Source organism: Amycolatopsis acidiphila, from assembly GCF_021391495.1.
Classification (GTDB): Bacteria; Actinomycetota; Actinomycetes; order Mycobacteriales; family Pseudonocardiaceae; genus Amycolatopsis_E; species Amycolatopsis_E acidiphila.
Map to the genome: position 1 here is coordinate 5,393,370 of NZ_CP090063.1, position 15,967 is coordinate 5,409,336.

Below are 15,967 nucleotides of genomic sequence, written 5' to 3' on the forward strand. Positions count from 1 at the left end.
TGGCATGGCGGTCGTGAAGGCCGATCTGCAGGCGTGCCAGGGGTACGCGAACTGCGTGATCGGCGCGGACGACGTGTTCGACATCGACGACGACGGCGTCGTGGTGGTGCTCAAGGCGGAGATCCCCGAGCCGGACCGGCGACGGGTGGAAGACGCGGCGCGCACCTGCCCGGTCTCCGCCCTGGTGATCGCGGACGACGGTGCCGGGGAATGAGCCGGCCCACCACCGTGATCGTCGGCGCGTCGATCGGCGGAGTCCGGGCGGCACAGGCGTTGCGCGCCGAGGGCTACGACGGCGAAGTCGTGCTCGTCGGCGACGAAACCGCCCTGCCGTACGACAAACCACCGTTGTCGAAGGCATTCCTCGCCGGTAAGGCGACGGCCGCGGACATCACGCTCCTCGACGAGGAGCAGGCGGCCGCGGCCGGTGTCCGGCTGGAGCTCGGGAACGGGGCGACCGGACTCGACCTCGCGGCGCGCAAGGTCGAGCTCGCCGACGGAAGCCGGTTGTCCTTCGACGATCTCGTGCTCGCCACCGGCGCTCGCGCGCGGCCCTCCCCGTGGGGTGGCCGGTCCGGCGTCCACGTGGTGCGCACGGCGGCCGACGCGCTCGCGCTGCGCGAAGACCTGCGCCGGGGCGGTCCCCTGGTGATCGTCGGCGCCGGGTTCGTCGGCGCGGAGATCGCCGCGACCGCCACCGCGCTGGGCATCGCCGAGGTGACACTGGTGGATCCGGTGGCGGTGCCGCTCAGCCGCGTGCTCAACCCGGCCGTCGCCGAGCGGTTCGGCGCCCTGCACGCCGAACGCGGGGTGACCACACGGTTCGGCGTCGGGGTGACCGGGATCGACTCCGGCGGGGTTCGGCTCACCGACGGCACGAGACTCGACGCGGCCACCGTCGTCGTCGGCATCGGTGCCGTGCCCAACGACGAGTGGCTGCGCGGGTCCGGTCTGACGATCGACGACGGCGTGGTTTGCGACCGGTTCAGCCGAGCGAGCGAGGATGTGCACGCCCTCGGGGACGTCGCGCGCTGGTTCCATCCGCGGCACGGCCGGCTCGTCCGGGCCGAGCACTGGACCAACGCCGTCGAGCAGGCCGCCTGCGTGGCACACAACATCGTCCACCCCGGCACGCCGCGCGCGCACGCGCCGGTCGAATACGTGTGGAGCGACCAGTACGACTGGAAGATCCAGCTCGCCGGCCGCACGGGCGGGGAGCTCGCGCACGTGCTCGTGCCCGGCCCCGATCCCGCCCGCGCCTTCGCGGTCCTCTACGCCGATCGCGGCGGTGGGTTCGCAGGTGCGGTCGTGGTCAACTGGCCCCGTGCGTCGCTCATCGCCCGGCGCGCCCTGGCGGCGACGGCGGCACTGGACACCGTGCAAGCGGACATCGAGGCGCTCACCGCGAAGGAGGAACGGGTATGACGGAACTGGGGCCACTGCGGACATCGGTGGCGGACGCATGCCGGGTGCTGGCCGCCCGGGGACTCGCCGACGGCATCCTCGGGCACATCAGCCTCCGGATCGACGAGCGGCGGCTGCTCGTCCGCTGCCGCGGCCCGCGGGAACGCGGTCTCGCCTGGACCACCGCGGCGGACATCCGCCTGGTCGACCTGGACGGCGAAGCCGGTGCGCCCGGCGAGCTCGACGGCGGTTACCGGCCGCCGAACGAGCTGCCGCTGCACACCGAAGTGCTGCGCACCCGCCGCGATGCCGACGTCGTGGTGCACGCGCATCCGCCCGCGGTGGTGGCCGCGGACCTCGCGGGAATCGCCATCCGCCCCATCGTCGGCGCCTTCGACATCCCGGGCACCCGGCTCGCCGCCGGGGGCGTGCCCGTCCACCCGCGGGGTGTGCTGGTGCGCAACCGCGAGCTGGCCGCCGAGATGGTGGTGTCGATGGGCGACCGGCCGGTGGTCGTGCTGCGCGGGCACGGGCTCACCAGCGCGGCCACGACCGTCGAACAGGCGGTGCTGCAGGCGATCAGCGTCGACCAGCTCGCCGCGCTGTCGCTCCGGGTCGTCTCGGCCGGCGGCACGCTGCGGGACCTGCCGGCCGAGGACATGGCGGAACTGCCCGACCTCGGCGCAGGGTTCAACACGGACACCGCCTGGCGGCACGAACTGGCGCGGCTGGAGCGCAGCGCGCCAGGTCCGCTCGTCCAGCCGGCCACGCGCGCGCCGTAGCTCCTCGGCGGTGCCGACGCACTCGTCGCGCAGCACCTGCGCGGACGCGAACAACGGCTTGAAGCGACGTGAACCTACCCGTTGTAACGAATCCACCACCACCCAGCGTCATCCCAGCGGCAGCCCTCAGCGCCAAACAGGACACGCTCTTAGTCGTCATCTTTTCCTCGAGTGCTCACGGGTCTTGTCGTCCTGAAAGTCCCTCGTCCAGCGTTCGAGGAGGGACGTGACGAACTGCACACTTCCGCAGAACGCGAAAACTCCAGGATTGAACCAGGGAATGAGTGTCCCGACCCAGTAGTTGAACGTCACGAGGAGGACCACGACGAGGATTCGCGTCGGTCGCTTGAAGAAGCTGCCGACGAGCGCTTCCCATCGGGTCGGGGCCGGACTGATTCTTTTCCTCATCACCGACGTGGCCCCCACATGTTCCGCCAGCTCCGCTTGGCGACTGGCCAGAGCTTACGAGCAGTATGCCGTAGTCGCTGCGACCGGAACTGTTTCACGCACGGGGTTTCCGACCAGATGTGCCAACGTCAGTTCGGCGTCGCGCTTCTGTTGAGGCCGTGTCGGCCGGTGGTTCTTCCGCTGCTGGCCGGTTGGGTGCGACTCCGCAGAGCTTGGCGAAGGCCGCTTCGCTATGAATGCGGTCGGCGTTGTCTCCGGTGGTGACCAGGAACTGGCCGGCGAGTTCAATGCCGACTCCGTGAAGCTCGACCAGGCCCGGGGCTGCCGCGCGGACCACTGCCGCGATCTGGTGACTACAGACCGCCGAGATCCGTTCGCCGAATGTCCCGGCGGTAACGCCGCATTCACTGCTAGAAGTAGCTGCCCGCGCCGAGAGGGCAAATTAGCCGATGCCGGAACAAGCTGGTGCGGCCTGAGCCTCATCGTGGGACCAATGGTCAAGCTTTTATTTGGTGAAGCGAGCGTCGCACCAGCATGGATATTCGGCGTTCGTACCGTTGCTGACTTCCAGGCGGACGCGACTAACCCTTGTTACGTCGACGTCAAATGCCACGTGTTCGGGGTACTCAACCTTTTTCGGCGATTGCAGAAGGGTGCCCGTTGACGAGTAGACCGCGAAGTAGCCAATACCATCAATCACGTTGTCATGGCGCGTCTTATCTGTCAGCCCAAACGTGCCGCTAAACCTCTCGTAGTGTATTTCCGAAACGATCACTAAACGTTGACCTCTAACACATTCTGATCGGTAGAGCCCCGCTATCGTTACAAAAGTGGCGACCCCACGCGGTCGGCTTTGCTCAAGTCCGCAGACCGTCACTCGAGTGAGTGGCGCTTACGAAAAGCTGGGTGCGTCTTTCGACGGCCCCGACCTTGATCGTTCCACCGACGAATCCTGAGGCCGGACGGACACCGATAAGTAGGGGCTTCAAAAATCCGGGCTGAACGCCTGGCGGACCGTACCGTACCCAAACCCAGCTGAGGTTGCGACTGGATGCCGGCCTGCCAATCCGCGACCTCGCCGCTCACCTGCGCGCACGCGTCCACCCCGCGGACCGCCTCGTCGCGCGCCGGGCACTCGACGAACTGCAGCCCGACGCCTTCTCCGCCGCTACGCTGCTTCGACGCCGGCCTGAGCGCTACCGGCGGGCGCCCCGGTCCGGTCACGCTGAGATCCGCAACTCGGCGGCCAAGCCGCCAGCTTGCGAAACAGCTAGATGCATCAATACCCATTGATGTAGTGTCGTGCGATGGTGCCGACCGATGCGCCGCCGCTGATCGTGCGGTTGCTGGCTGATCCCCTGCGCTGGCGGCTGGCGCGGAAACTGGCCGCCAGTGATCTGCGGGTGCGGGAGCTGGTGACGGCGGTCGGGCAGCCGCAGAACCTGGTGTCGTACCACCTCGGTCAGTTGCGGTCCGCCGGTTTGGTGACAGCACGGCGGAGCAGCTTCGACGGCCGGGACAGCTACTACCACCTGGACCTGGCACGTTGTGCCAAGGCGTGGGCGGATGCCGGGGCCGCACTGCATCCTGGTCTGCGGCCCGGGTTCGGGTCGCCAGTCGGGGCCCAGGAACGGCGCAGTGGGCGGTCCGCACCAGCCGCTCGTTCGCGGGTGTTGTTCCTGTGCACCGGAAACAGCGGTCGCTCGCCGTTGGCCGAGGCGTTGCTTCGGTACCGGGTGGGGAATCGGGTCGAGGTCGCCAGTGCGGGGAGCCACCCGAAGCCGTTGCACGCCAACGCGGTGCGAGCGGCTGCGGAGTACGGCATCACGCTGGAGCATCAGCCCACGCATCTCGACTCCGTCCGACGGCGGCGATTCGACCTGGTGGTCAGCCTGTGCGATCGCGTCCGCGAGGTCTGTCCGGCCTTCCCCGGACGGCCCGTGATGATCCACTGGAGCATCCCGGACCCCGCTCGGGAACCCGGGACCGACGGCGACACCTATCCCGCGTTCCGCCGCACCGCCGCCGAGCTCGACAGCCGGATTCATTTTCTGCCAACCACCCTCACCGACGATGTTGAGGAGAGCCGAACATGACCACAGATATCGCGAACCTCGTGAGCGTGCGGTACCTGGTCGACGACGTCGAAGCCGCGATCGCCTTCTACACCGGCCGTCTCGGGTTCACCGTGCGGACTGATTTCTCTCCGGCGTTCGCCGACGTCACCCGCGGCAGCTTGCGGTTGCTGCTGAGCGGACCGACCAGTTCCGCCGGACGCCGGATGCCCGACGGCACCAAGCCCGGCCCCGGCGGCTGGAACCGCATCCACCTCATCGTCGACGACATCGAGGCGGAAGTGACCCGGCTTCACTCTGGCGGTGCCGAGTTCCGCAGCGACATCATCTCCGGTCCCGGAGGCCGGCAGGTCGTGCTCGACGACCCCGCCGGGAATCCCGTCGAGCTGTTCCAACCGAAAGCCTGACGGCACACCTCCGGTACCCGGCACGTGCGACGTCTGGAGGCGAGCCAGAGCATGGCAACCGACCACTCTCCCGCGTCGGGGTCCGGCACACCGGCTCGAGGAGCGGGCCCCGCGCTGGCGCGGCGGCTCGGTACCGGCGACGCCGTGGTCGTCGGGGTCGGTTCGATGATCGGCGCCGGCGTGTACGCGGCGTTCGGCCCGGCGGCGAAGGCGGCGGGCAGCGGCCTGCTGATCGGCCTCCTCGTGGCTGCGGTAGTCGCGTACTGCAACGCCGTGTCCTCGGCACAGCTGGCTGCGCAGTACCCGACGTCCGGCGGCACCTACGCCTACGGGCGCGAACGCCTGGGCCCGTGGTGGGGTTTCACGGCCGGGTGGGGGTTCGTGATCGGCAAGACCGCCTCGTGCGCGGCCATGGCGTTGACGTTCGCCACGTACGCGGTGCCGGGACCGTGGTGGCTGCAACGCGTGGTCGCGGTGGCCGGGGTGGTGGCGCTGGCCGTGCTCAACAACCGCGGAATGACCCGGACGGTGCAACTCACCCGAGTGCTGGTGACGGTCACCCTGGCTGCGCTCGCGACGCTGGTGCTGGGCATCGCGTTCGGTGGCTGGGCCGGCCCAGCCCATCTCGGCAGCCCCGCGGCGTGGACCTCCGGCGGCCCCTACGGCATCCTCCAGGCAGCAGGGCTGCTGTTTTTCGCCTTCGCCGGCTACGCGCGCATCGCGACCATGGGTGAGGAAGTCCGCGACCCCGCGCGCACGATCCCCCGTGCTATCCCGCTCGCACTCGGGATCGCCGTGCTCGTGTACCTCGTCATCGGCACCGCCGCCCTGCTGGCGTCCGGGCCGGCCCGCCTCGCCGACTCGACCGCGCCCTTGACCACCGCGATCACCGACGCCGGTGCGGCTGCCCTCACCCCGGTGGTGCGTATCGGCGGCGCGGTCGCCAGCCTCGGCGCGTTGCTCGCCCTGATCGCCGGCATCGGACGCACCAGCCTCGCCATGGCCCGCCACCGCGACCTCCCCAGCTGGCTGGCTGCCATCCACCCCCGGTTCCAGGTGCCACACCACGCGGAGTGGGCACTCGCGGTCGTCGTCTCCGTGCTCGTGTTGAGTGTCGACCTGCGCGGGGTGATCGGGTTCTCCTCGTTCGGCGTGCTGGTCTACTACGCTATTGCGAACCTCTCAGCACTCACCCAGGACGCGCAGCACCGGAGGTGGCCCCGTTGGCTGCACGTCCTCGGCCTCCTCGGCTGCCTCGCCCTCGTGATCACCCTGCCCTGGCCCTCGATCGTCGCCGGGCTCTCCGTCTTCTCGGTCGGCATCGCCGGCCGTCTGATCGTGCTTACCCGCCGCAAGCCGGATACCACCACCAGCGCGAGCTCCACGTAGCCCGCAGGCCGCGGGAACGTAGCGAGCCGCTTACCCAGTCGTTCAATGGCCGAACGGGTAAGCGGAAGCTGCATCGAGCCTTTGGAGCAGCAGACGGCGGCCGGCGCACACGCATTGCGCGCTGACTGCTGAAGACGCGCGGCGTTGTCATGCAACCACGCGCAATAGTCACTCGGACCTTCGAACAGCCGCAGCGTCTCGGCCGCGCACGGCGCGCTCTGCCTGGTGTGGCCGAGGCTGCGTCCGATCTGGGGCACGGTGGGCGCCCGCTCGGCGTTCACCACGGCGGTGAGCACGAGCAGCTGCGCACCCGTGAGACCTTCCTCCGCACCGAAGTCGCCGGTCGCGGCGAGCAGGCGTCCCTGGGTACCCAGCACCTCGTCCACCGGAGCTTGTCAATTGACAACATGCTGTCAATCTTGCTCGTCGAACACCTCGCTGCCGACGACGCGGGCGGTGTTCGCGGCGGGAAAGCCGACGTATCCCGTCGCGTGGTAGATGACCTCTTCGAGCTCCTCGCGGGTGAGGCCGTTCTGGAGCGCGATCGAGAAGTGGATCTTCAGTTCCTCGGTGGAGCCGAGCGCGATCAGGATGCCCAGCGTCACCAGGCTCCGCGAGCGCCGGTCGAGCCCTTCCCGCGTCCAGAGCCTGCCGAACACGTTGACCAGGCTGAGCTCGGAGAGCTCACCGGCGAACGCGCCCGCCGGCATGCCGCCCTCCACGTCGGCCGCCGCGACCGGGATCATCTCCCGGACCAGCTGGATGCCCTTCTCACGGTCGTCCGTCATCGGATCGCACCGCCTTTCGTCGCTGCGTCCCAGGAGGTGCCCACGAGTGCGCGGGCCGCCCTGGGGGAACGGATGGAGTTGACCGGACCGCGGCACTGACCACGCCCTGTTTTCCGCACAGGGCAACGAGTTTGCGTTCGGAGACGGCGCCTTCGGCCACCGTGAAGCTGTCGGCGCCGCGGGGCAGGCCGTAGATCTGGATCTTGCGGTCGTACTGGTCGGACCAGATGTAGGGCACCGGGGCGAACGGCTTCGGCTCGCCGAGCAGGTTGCGGGCCACCGCCATGCAACTCCACGTTCGGCACCGAGCCGATCGAGACCAGCACGGCGCCGGCTTCCAGCACGCGCCCGTCGGCGAGCCGGACACCGGCGGCCCGTCCACCGGCGGTGAGCACCTCCCGCACCAGCACACCGGTGAGGATCTCGACGCCGTGGTCGCGGTGCATGCCGATGAGTATCGAGCCCAGCTCGGGACCGAGCACATCGGACAGTGGTGCTTCGATGTCCGAGACCAGGGTGACCTCCGCGCCGGCCTGGCGGGCCACCGCCGCGGCCTCGGCGCCGAGGAACCCGGCGCCGACGATCACGAGCCGTGGCTTGTGATCCAGCTCCGCCCGCGGGGCCAGTGCGTCGGGAAGTGTCCGCAGGACGTGCACCCCGGGCACGTCGTCGGTGCCGGGCAGCCGCCGCGGCCGGACACCGGTCGCGACGACGAGCTCGTCGTGGGGCAGCCGCGAGCCGTCGGCCAGTGCGATGGACCGGTCCCGCACGTCCGCGCCGATCGCCGCGGTGCCCAGGCGCAGGTCCGGCTCCAGGCCCGCGATCGCCGCGTCGTCGCGTAGCTGGACGCGCTCCGGCAGCCACACACCGGACAGGACCTCCTTGGACAGCGGAGGCCGGTCGTACGGCAGCGCGGGCTCGTCGCCGACGAGGCTGATCCGGCCGTCGAAACCCTGGCGCCGCAACATCTCCGCCGCGGAGAGTCCCGCGGCGGAGACACCGGCGATGACCACGTTCACCGAGGACCGCCGTACAGGGTGCTGCCGCCGTCGACCGGGAGCACGACGCCGGTGACGAACGCCGCGTCGTCGGACGCCAAGAACAACGCGGCGTTCGCGACGTCCCAGCTGGTGCCCTGGTGCCCCATCGGGATCGTCGCGGCCCGCTCCGTCACCACGTCGTCACGCGCGGCGCCGGTGGCGCGCACGACCCGATCGACGCCCATCGGGGTGTCGACCATGCCCGGGGCGACGCAGTTGACGCGAACACCGTGCGGGGCGTACTCGAGGGCGAGGGATCGGGTCATAGAGTTCACCGCAGCCTTGGAGGTCACGTAGGCGATCGCCTCACCCCCAGCCATCAGCCCCGCCATCGAGGAGATGTTGACCACCGCGCCGCTGCCCTGCTCCCGCAGGTGCGGCAGCACGTACTTGCACGTGAGCCACATCCCGGTCAGGTTGACCTCGAACCCGGCGCGCCACTGCTCGGCGGTGAGCTGCTCGGTCGGGCCCGCGGGCACGATCCCGACGTTGTTGTGCAGGATGTCGATCCGCCCGAACGCGGCGAGCGCCGCCTCCGGGATCCCGCGACAGTCCTCTTCGGACGTGATGTCCGCCTGGTGCGCCGTGGCTTCGGCACCTTCCTCGCGGACGAGCTTCGCGGTCTCCTCCGCCGAGTCCGCGTCGCGGTCGACCACCAGGACCTTCGCGCCGTGGCGGGCGTAGGTCAGGCATGCCGCGCGGCCGTTGCCCGTGGTCTCGCCCTCGGTCTGGCCGCCGCCGACGACGATCGCGACCCGCCCGGCCAGCTTGCCGCTCACCAGGTCACCGGCAGTTCGTGCAGGCCGTACACGATGTGGGTGTCCCGGAAGCGCAGCTCCTCCTCCGGCACCGCCAGCCGGAGCTCGGGCAGCCGCTGGAACAGGCGCGGGAACGCCGCCTGCATCTCCACGCGGGCGAGGTTCTGGCCGAGGCACTGGTGCACGCCGTACCCGAAGGCCATGTGCCGCCGCTCGGCGCGGGTGATGTCCAGCTCCTCCGGCGCCTGGAACACCGCCGGGTCCCGGTTGGCCGCGGCGAGCGAGCAGATGATGCCCTCCCCCGCCCTGATCAGCTGACCGCCCACCTCGATGTCCTCGCGGGCGAACCGGCGCGGCTCGGTCTGCACGATCGTCCAGTACCGCAGCATCTCCTCCGCGCAGGTGGCGGCGTAGGCGTCCGGATCGGACAGCAGCTTCTCGCGCTGCTGCTCGTCGCGGATGAGCGCCAGCACCCCGAGGCTGAGCATGTTCGCGGTCGTCTCGTGGCCGGCGCCGATGACCAGCTGCGCGAGCCGCACGACCTCGTCGAACGTCAGGTCGCCGTTGGGGACGTGCTCGTTGACCAGCCTGCCGAGCAGCCGGTCGTCCGGCTCGTCCTGCTTCTGCCGCGCGTACCGGGCGAGCACCTCGCTCAGCTCGTGCATGGCGGCGACCTTCTCCTCGGTCGCGGCCTCCATGTCGGTCGCGAGGTGCGCCGCGTGCGTCACGACCGGGCTGTCGACGAGGTCCACGCCGAGCAGCTCGCAGATCGCCGTCGTCGGGATCGGCAGCGCGAAGTGCTTCACCAGGTCCAGCGGACGCGGCTGCTCCAGCATCTTGTCGATCGCGTCGTCGACGAGCTCTTCGATCCGCGTCCGCCACTTCTCCACCCGCTTCGCGGTGAAGTCGGGGTTGAGGATGCGGCGGACCGGCAGGTGCTCGTCGCCGTCCTTGCGGAAGAAGATGTTGCCCTCCAGCTCCGGCTGGGCGGCGCTGGTGTTCGGGAAACCGGGGTCGGTCACGTCCGCGCCCACTCGCGGGTCCCGCAGCACCTGCTGCACCTGGTCGTAGCCCCCCACGAGCCAGGGGTGGCTGCCGTCCCACAGCGTGCCACGCCGGGGCTGCCCGGACTCCCGCGTCTCGGTGTAGAACGCCGGCGGCGCGTACGGGCACTGGCGCGGGGCGGGTAGCGGAGTGGCGGGAGTTGCGTCAGTCCGGGTCATCGGCTGCTCCTCAGTCCTGGATGGCGATGACGGCGGCCGGGCACAGCGCGGCGGCTTCGCGCACGTTGCCGGCCTCGCTCGCGGGCGGCTCGGCGTCGAGCAGGATCACGACCCCGTCGTCCTCGCGCTGGTCGAACACCTCGGGCGCCGCGAGCACGCACTGTCCGGCGCCGCAACACTTGGCCTCATCGATGGTCACCTTCACAGGCGCACCTCCTCTTAAGTGAACAATTATCACTTTACAAGTGTTTACTTACGAAGAGCAAGACGACCTGCACGGTTCGTCCCGTGAGGTGAGCCACCTACCGGAAGACCGGCGGACGTGTTATTTGTTCCCGCCGACCCGCACGATCTCCCGCACCAGGAGCTCGACGAACCGGCGGACGTCACCCGCCTGCCACACCGAACTGATCAGCGGGGACAACACGAGCCGCCCGTGCACCGAGGTCCACAGGTACATCGCCGCCGAATCGATGTCGCCGACGGACACCCCGTCATCGCGCAACCGCGCGGTCGCCCGGCGCCAGCGCTCGACGAGCTCGAGCGCCGGCGACTCGACCTCCGGAGACACCTGGAACATCGCGGGCTCCACCCCGAACATCAGCCGGAAGTGACCCCTGTACTCGACCGCGAACCGGCAGTAGGCCTGCGCCTGGGCGATGAGCCGGTCCGCGGCCGATCCCGCACTCGCCCGCTCGTCCGCCTCGTCCATCGCCACCAGCAAGCGGCTGAACCCGTCGAGCGCGACCGCCCAGGCGACGTCGGTGACACTGGCGAAATGGCGGTAGATCGCGGGCGCGGTCACCCCCGCCTCCCGCGCCAGCTCACGCAACGACACCGACACCGGCCGCATCCGCTCGTCGTTCGAGACGATCCCGGCCAGCGCGGCGATCACGTCGGCCCGTAGCCGGTCGCCCTGCCCTCGCGGGTTGCGTTCACGACGGCCGGCCGGCGCGGGCTCCCCTGCCGTAGTACCCACGGCCACACCCTAACCCGGCTCCGCTCCCCCGCTCACGATTCAGCGACGTTCGGCAGCGCGCCCCGCGGGACACCGAGCACGAAGCCGACCACGTCGGCGGCGTGCGCCGTGATCCGGCACTCGTTGCCGCGACCGCTGCTCGAGCAGCGGGGCGCCGACATGACGTTCGGTCGTAAGCTGCCCGCGGCTCCTTCGCGGTGCGGTCTGGTAGACGTGACCGGTCCACCCTGGGCGATACCCGTGCCGCCGCGGAGTCGATCCGGCGGGCGCAGCAGGTCCACGCGTAGGTGGGCTGGACGCTCGACCGCGCGGCCTCGCCGTCGCGGCGACACACCACGCCGTCAACCTCGACGACTGGTGCGCCGTCCTGTCCAGCATCGAGTCCATTGAGGACGATCTGCACGGTGCCGGATCGTTCATGCACCGCGACACGATGCGGGCGATCAAGGTGAATCTCCTGGCCCGTCGCGGCGACTGGACCTCGGCCCGACAGGCGGTCTCGGACAACACGCACGGTCCCGCGTTGCAGGTGTGAGCCCGCGCCGGGGTCGTCCTGCTCACCGGCGACACCGACGGCGCGATCACGCGGCTGCGGCGGCGTCTGGAGTACCCGGACCTTCCCGGCCGGCTGCGTCCCGCCTCGACTGCCGGCTGAAGCCAAACTCGAGGGCGGGCGGCCCGAGCGAGCACTGGCCGTGCTCGCCCACTACGCCAGCGGCCGGATGCCGCTGGTCGGACACCCACCTGGGCTGCCATGCGGCTGGCCTACGGGCACGCGGCAGGTTCCCCGACGCTCTGCACGCCGGGGCGGCGGTGGCCGACGAGCATCGGCTCGCGCTGTACGCCGCGCCGAACTCGGGTTCGCCGAGCTGCCAAGGACGACCTCGGGCAAGATCCGCCGGGGCGACCTAACCGTCCGTGAGGCCAACACCGCCAGGGACGAGGCCGCACGGGCGGAAATCACCGAGCGGCGGGACGAGCAGTTCTCGGAGCTACGTTCCTGACCGGCGAAGGCAGTCCGACCCGCTGCCGGTGACAATCCAGTGTGGACCGCCAGCGACGCAGCCGCGACAGCGGGTCGGCCGCGCCGTCAGCTCCCGGGCTGACCGGCCGGCTCGGGTTGGCCGGTCGCCGCAGTCGGCGGCGGCGAATCCGGATCCGCCGGGCGGTAGTCGTCGGCGTACTGCACGGCGGCCTCGCGAATCCGCTGGCCGAGCCAATCGCGCCAGCGGCCCGAGGCCTGTTCGTCGATCAGTTGCTGCTTCACCTGTGCCTGCACGGAATCGAACTCGGCCGGCACGGCCGGCGTAATCGAGGCGACCTTGCCGATGTTCCATCCGTACTGCGTCTGCACCGGTCCGAACACTCCGTTCGGCGGCGCCGCGAAGGCCGCCTTCGCGTACGTGTCATCGAGTTGGGAGGCGGCGACCTGCCCGAGATCGCCTCCGGCGCCGCGCGTCTGATCGTCCAGGCTCGAGGTCCTGGCTACGTCCTCGAAGACAGCGCCGCCCGCCAGCTGGGTCAGCACCTGGTTCGCCTGGTCCTGGGTACTGACCACGATATTCTTGATATCCCGCTTCTCCGGGGTGGCGAGCGACGCGCGGCGCTGGTCGAACGCCTGCCGCACCTCTTGGTCACTGACCGAGATGCCCCGGGTCTGCCGGCTGAACAGTGCGTTGACCGCGAGCATGTCCTTGATCTGGTCGAGCACCGCCTGCTCGGAGGTGCCCGCGGCGGCGAGTTGCTTCAGGAACGTGTCACGAGCGTCGGCGCCGTCACCGACCTGCTGCGATATGTAGCCGGTCAGCGCGTCCTGCGCGGTCTTGTCCGCGATCACGATCCCTTGCTGACGCACCTGCTGCTCGAGAATGAGCTGCACCGCGTAGGCCTTCGCCATCGTGCGCCGGAAGTCACCGGCCTTCGCCGGATCCGACGGCGGCTGGACCCCGAAGAACAGCCGCAGCTTGTCGGCCTCGGCGTTGAGCTGATCCACGCTCACATTCTGGTCGCCGACGCGGAAGGCGACTCCGTCCGGAAGCCTGCCCGCGTTCCACCAGAAATACCCACCGGTTCCGCCACCGGCCACCATCAGGACGACGACGGTGAGCAGCACGCGTCCCTTGCGCCCGCGAGGAAGCCGGATCGATCTGAGCCACCCGAGTGCCCGGGCGCCGAACCTCGGTTGCCACAGCCGTCGACCGGGTTCATCTGTGCCAGACCTAGATTCGGTGTCTTCGTCGAGCTCCTCGGCCACATCGGACTCGCCGTCCTCGGCCATCTGCTCCCGCTCGCCCGCACCTTCCTCGTCAGCGACGGGATCATCGTCGGGCTCCGCGAGTGTACGGACGGTACCTGCGTCCTCGGCATCGTCTTCCATCAGATCTTCCTTCCGGGGTGGAGCGTTCAGCACGTCAGAATTTCCTGTGAGGCAAGGAGAGTCGCCATCTTCCGGACGGCTCTGAGCTGCAGCTGCCTGACGGCCAGCGGGCTCTTGCCCAGCACGGCCGCGGTCTCCGCGACGGACATTTCCTCGAGAAAACGCAGGCGAAGGCACTGCCGCTGCTCCGGCACCAGTTGTTCGAGGCAGTCCAGCAGCACACCGCGCACGTAACGCCTGGTAACCCGATGTTCGGCGCTGACCTCGACCGGGCCGCAGTCCGGCACGATCTGCACCGGCACCTCGCGCCGGTTGTAGTGGGACTTGAAGTAGTCGATCACGATGTTGCGGCTGATCGTCATCAACCATCCGCGGAACTTGCCCTCCAGGGGCTGGACCGAATCAATCGACCTGATCAGCCGCACGAAGACCTCGCTGGTGAAGTCCTCGGCCAGGTGCTCGTTGGCCACGCGGGCATGGACATACCGGCGAACATCGCGTACATAGCGGCTGTAAAGGACACCGAGCGCAGCCCGGTCGCCACCCTTCGCGGCGCTCAGCAGCGCCCACGAGCCGTCGTCCGGGTCCGGCGAACCGGCAGCCGGCCCGTCTGCCCTCATGAATCCGGAGCCTGGACTGACCAAAGTTACGGTCGGACCTTTTTCAAGGGCATGACTCGGCATGTCGTCCACTCCTTTGTCACGACTTCGCACCCGATCGGCCTGCGGGGACATCACGTTCGTCCCCGAGTCAGGCCGCACAACGGCACCAAACGTGAGCATGGCATGACGTGTTGGCGGTCACATCCACCCTGCGAGCCACGTTCATGCCACCGCAGGGGCACCCTTGCCGCCATCCAACCGCGAGGCCGGAGGCTTCCACCCAATGGAGGCAAAATCGTTCAGGGTCCATTAGAGACTGTCCACAACCCTGTCGCCCGGCACGTGGCGCCGGGCCGAAAATTTCTGCCATCGCCCTTGACGGGGCTTCACTCCCACAGGTTACTATCGATCGCCCAATGCTTACCGGGTGAAACTGCTCGTGAGAGCAACCGGAGGGATGGACACATGGGACTCAGCGTTGAGTCTTCGGATGATTTGAAGCATCGGCAGCCGCGCTTACGGCTGTGGGACGCGTTCGAGCCACGGGAGCGGACCGACGTCCTGGAAACACTCGAGAGCGCGAGACGCCTGCTTGCCCCCGAAGCGATGCCGGCCATCGAGGACATCAACGACTTCGCTGCCGCGACACTCGCCCTGAACACGGCCTGGGACGCCATCAGCCGCGCGGTGAACGGGGAAGGGGATGCGATCGAGGCGGTCACCTCCGCCGGCGACCTGACCCACCTGCTTTTCCAGATACACGGCGCCGAAAGCATCGTCCACAGGATCGAATCGAAGAAACGCGTCGAAGGGGTGGTGGCCGTCCGCGAGGTACTGAGCCTGCTCCGCGATTCCGACAGCGTCGAGGAACTGACCGGCAAATGCCCGATGGTGGTTTCCAAACTGGGGTTCGACCGGGCCATGTTCTCGATGATCGACCAGTCGGTATGGACGCCTCAGCGCGCCTATGTCGACGGCGACTCCGAATGGGCGGAGGAGATCGTCAGGTCCGGCCAGGAACACCCCCAGCAGCTCGTCTCCTCGTTACCGGAATTCGAGTTGCTGGGTCGCAGGAACGGCATTCTGGTCGCCGACGCGCAGCACAACACCAAGGTGTACAAGCAGATCGTCGCGCCGTCGCTGTCCCGTTCTTATGTTGCCGCGGCGCTGAAGTCCGAAGGCAAGGTCACCGGCTTCCTGCACTGCGACCAGTTTTTTCACCACCGTGACGCGAGCGAGTTCGACCGCGACCTGCTGAACCTGTTCGCCGAGGGATTCTCCTACGTGCTGGAAAGGGCCGTTCTGCTCGATCGAGCCGCCGCGGTCCGGTCCGAGGTGGAAGAATCCGCGAAACGGATATGGGCGGCGGCCGAAGGGCTCGGCGGACGGAACTTCACCAGAGTCAGCGACTCCGCGGTGCCAGGACGCGCTCCGGGAAAGCCTCCGGTACAACAACATCCGTCTTTCGACGCCTACGGGTTGACCCGCCGCGAAACCGAGGTGCTGCGCCTCATGGTCGAGGGCAAGGGCAACGGGCACATCGCGGATCAGCTGGCGATTTCGGCCGGCACGGTGAAATCACACGTCAAGCACATTCTCCGCAAGATCGGCGCGACGAATCGCGCCGAGGCGATCGCCTGCTGGTTCAACACCCGGGGCCACGACGGCGGCACCCTTTCGTAAAAGCCGCGCCCGGTACCGGTTCCTGCCGATTGGTCGGCAGCAACCGGTACCG

The 15,967-nt window shown here is 69.0% G+C and carries 18 protein-coding genes and 1 pseudogene; 7 read left to right on the top strand and 12 right to left on the bottom strand.

What is annotated here, in order from left to right; translation table 11 throughout:
* Positions 1-4 precede the first annotated feature (4 nt).
* From LWP59_RS26410 to LWP59_RS26420, 3 genes are read left to right on the top strand one after another with little or no spacing between them, the layout of a single operon-like run.
* A complete protein-coding gene (locus LWP59_RS26410; protein ID WP_144643503.1) occupies positions 5-214 on the top strand; it encodes a ferredoxin in 210 nt (69 codons plus the stop codon).
* Positions 211-1,425, top strand: a complete 1,215-nt coding sequence (locus tag LWP59_RS26415) for an NAD(P)/FAD-dependent oxidoreductase (RefSeq protein ID WP_144643504.1) — start codon at positions 211-213, stop codon at positions 1,423-1,425. The genes LWP59_RS26410 and LWP59_RS26415 overlap by 4 nt, the downstream gene beginning before the upstream one ends.
* A complete protein-coding gene (locus LWP59_RS26420) occupies positions 1,422-2,186 on the top strand; it encodes a class II aldolase/adducin family protein (protein ID WP_144643505.1) in 765 nt (254 codons plus the stop codon). The genes LWP59_RS26415 and LWP59_RS26420 overlap by 4 nt, the downstream gene beginning before the upstream one ends.
* A 502-nt stretch (positions 2,187-2,688) precedes the next feature.
* Here LWP59_RS26420 and LWP59_RS41195 read toward each other — a convergent pair.
* Together LWP59_RS41195 and LWP59_RS41200 are read right to left on the bottom strand one after the other, a co-directional pair.
* Positions 2,689-2,931: a transposase gene (locus LWP59_RS41195; RefSeq protein ID WP_373300026.1), complete on the bottom strand. Its 243-nt coding sequence runs from the start codon at positions 2,929-2,931 to the stop codon at positions 2,689-2,691.
* Between the two features lie 168 nt (positions 2,932-3,099).
* Entirely contained in the window at positions 3,100-3,471 is a 372-nt protein-coding gene (locus tag LWP59_RS41200; RefSeq protein ID WP_144643506.1) for an NPCBM/NEW2 domain-containing protein, read from the bottom strand.
* 430 nt (positions 3,472-3,901) lie between these two features.
* On the opposite strand from LWP59_RS41200, the gene LWP59_RS26430 reads away from it, so the two are divergent.
* The 3 genes from LWP59_RS26430 to LWP59_RS26440 are packed head-to-tail and all read left to right on the top strand — an operon-like array spanning position 3,902 to position 6,465.
* On the top strand, positions 3,902-4,690 hold the full coding sequence (locus LWP59_RS26430; protein WP_144643507.1) for an arsenate reductase/protein-tyrosine-phosphatase family protein: 789 nt from the start codon (positions 3,902-3,904) through the stop codon (positions 4,688-4,690).
* Positions 4,687-5,076: a VOC family protein gene (locus LWP59_RS26435; RefSeq protein WP_144643508.1), complete on the top strand. Its 390-nt coding sequence runs from the start codon at positions 4,687-4,689 to the stop codon at positions 5,074-5,076. Before LWP59_RS26430 ends, LWP59_RS26435 begins: the two co-directional genes overlap by 4 nt.
* 51 nt (positions 5,077-5,127) lie before the next feature.
* Complete coding sequence (locus LWP59_RS26440) at positions 5,128-6,465, top strand: APC family permease (protein ID WP_144643509.1); 1,338 nt, start codon at positions 5,128-5,130, stop codon at positions 6,463-6,465.
* Positions 6,466-6,878: 413 nt separating this feature from the next.
* Here LWP59_RS26440 and LWP59_RS26445 read toward each other — a convergent pair whose 3' ends face one another.
* The 10 genes and pseudogenes from LWP59_RS26445 to LWP59_RS26480 all read right to left on the bottom strand — a co-directional run bounded on the left by LWP59_RS26445 (position 6,879) and on the right by LWP59_RS26480 (position 14,313).
* Entirely contained in the window at positions 6,879-7,253 is a 375-nt protein-coding gene (locus tag LWP59_RS26445; RefSeq protein WP_144643510.1) for a carboxymuconolactone decarboxylase family protein, read from the bottom strand.
* Positions 7,237-7,539: an oxidoreductase C-terminal domain-containing protein gene (locus tag LWP59_RS41205; RefSeq protein ID WP_373300029.1), complete on the bottom strand. Its 303-nt coding sequence runs from the start codon at positions 7,537-7,539 to the stop codon at positions 7,237-7,239. Before LWP59_RS41205 ends, LWP59_RS26445 begins: the two co-directional genes overlap by 17 nt.
* 13 nt (positions 7,540-7,552) lie before the next feature.
* Positions 7,553-8,272: pseudogene (locus LWP59_RS26450) on the bottom strand (NAD(P)/FAD-dependent oxidoreductase); the annotation flags it as partial.
* Entirely contained in the window at positions 8,269-9,072 is an 804-nt protein-coding gene (locus tag LWP59_RS26455) for an SDR family NAD(P)-dependent oxidoreductase (protein ID WP_144643511.1), read from the bottom strand. The pseudogene LWP59_RS26450 and the gene LWP59_RS26455, both read right to left, overlap by 4 nt.
* Positions 9,069-10,274 (bottom strand): cytochrome P450, encoded by a 1,206-nt coding sequence (locus LWP59_RS26460; RefSeq protein WP_144643512.1) that lies wholly within the window; start codon positions 10,272-10,274, stop codon positions 9,069-9,071. Before LWP59_RS26460 ends, LWP59_RS26455 begins: the two co-directional genes overlap by 4 nt.
* Positions 10,275-10,284: 10 nt before the next feature.
* Positions 10,285-10,479: a ferredoxin gene (locus LWP59_RS26465; RefSeq protein ID WP_144643513.1), complete on the bottom strand. Its 195-nt coding sequence runs from the start codon at positions 10,477-10,479 to the stop codon at positions 10,285-10,287.
* A gap of 120 nt (positions 10,480-10,599) precedes the next feature.
* Positions 10,600-11,253 (bottom strand): TetR/AcrR family transcriptional regulator, encoded by a 654-nt coding sequence (locus LWP59_RS26470; protein ID WP_144643514.1) that lies wholly within the window; start codon positions 11,251-11,253, stop codon positions 10,600-10,602.
* 32 nt (positions 11,254-11,285) lie between these two features.
* Positions 11,286-11,414, bottom strand: coding sequence for a hypothetical protein (locus LWP59_RS40480; protein ID WP_267903837.1), 129 nt, complete (start codon positions 11,412-11,414; stop codon positions 11,286-11,288).
* Between the two features lie 929 nt (positions 11,415-12,343).
* Positions 12,344-13,630: a peptidylprolyl isomerase gene (locus LWP59_RS26475; RefSeq protein ID WP_144643515.1), complete on the bottom strand. Its 1,287-nt coding sequence runs from the start codon at positions 13,628-13,630 to the stop codon at positions 12,344-12,346.
* Positions 13,631-13,656: 26 nt separating this feature from the next.
* Positions 13,657-14,313 carry an RNA polymerase sigma factor gene (locus tag LWP59_RS26480; RefSeq protein WP_186383503.1) on the bottom strand — a complete coding sequence of 219 codons (657 nt, stop codon included), beginning with the start codon at positions 14,311-14,313 and terminating at the stop codon, positions 13,657-13,659.
* 384 nt (positions 14,314-14,697) lie between these two features.
* Between LWP59_RS26480 and LWP59_RS26485 the strand changes: the two genes are divergently transcribed.
* The gene (locus LWP59_RS26485) at positions 14,698-15,915 is read left to right on the top strand and encodes a helix-turn-helix domain-containing protein (protein ID WP_186383504.1); all 1,218 of its coding nucleotides are present in this window, start codon (positions 14,698-14,700) and stop codon (positions 15,913-15,915) included.
* The last annotated feature ends 52 nt before the right edge of the window (positions 15,916-15,967 follow it).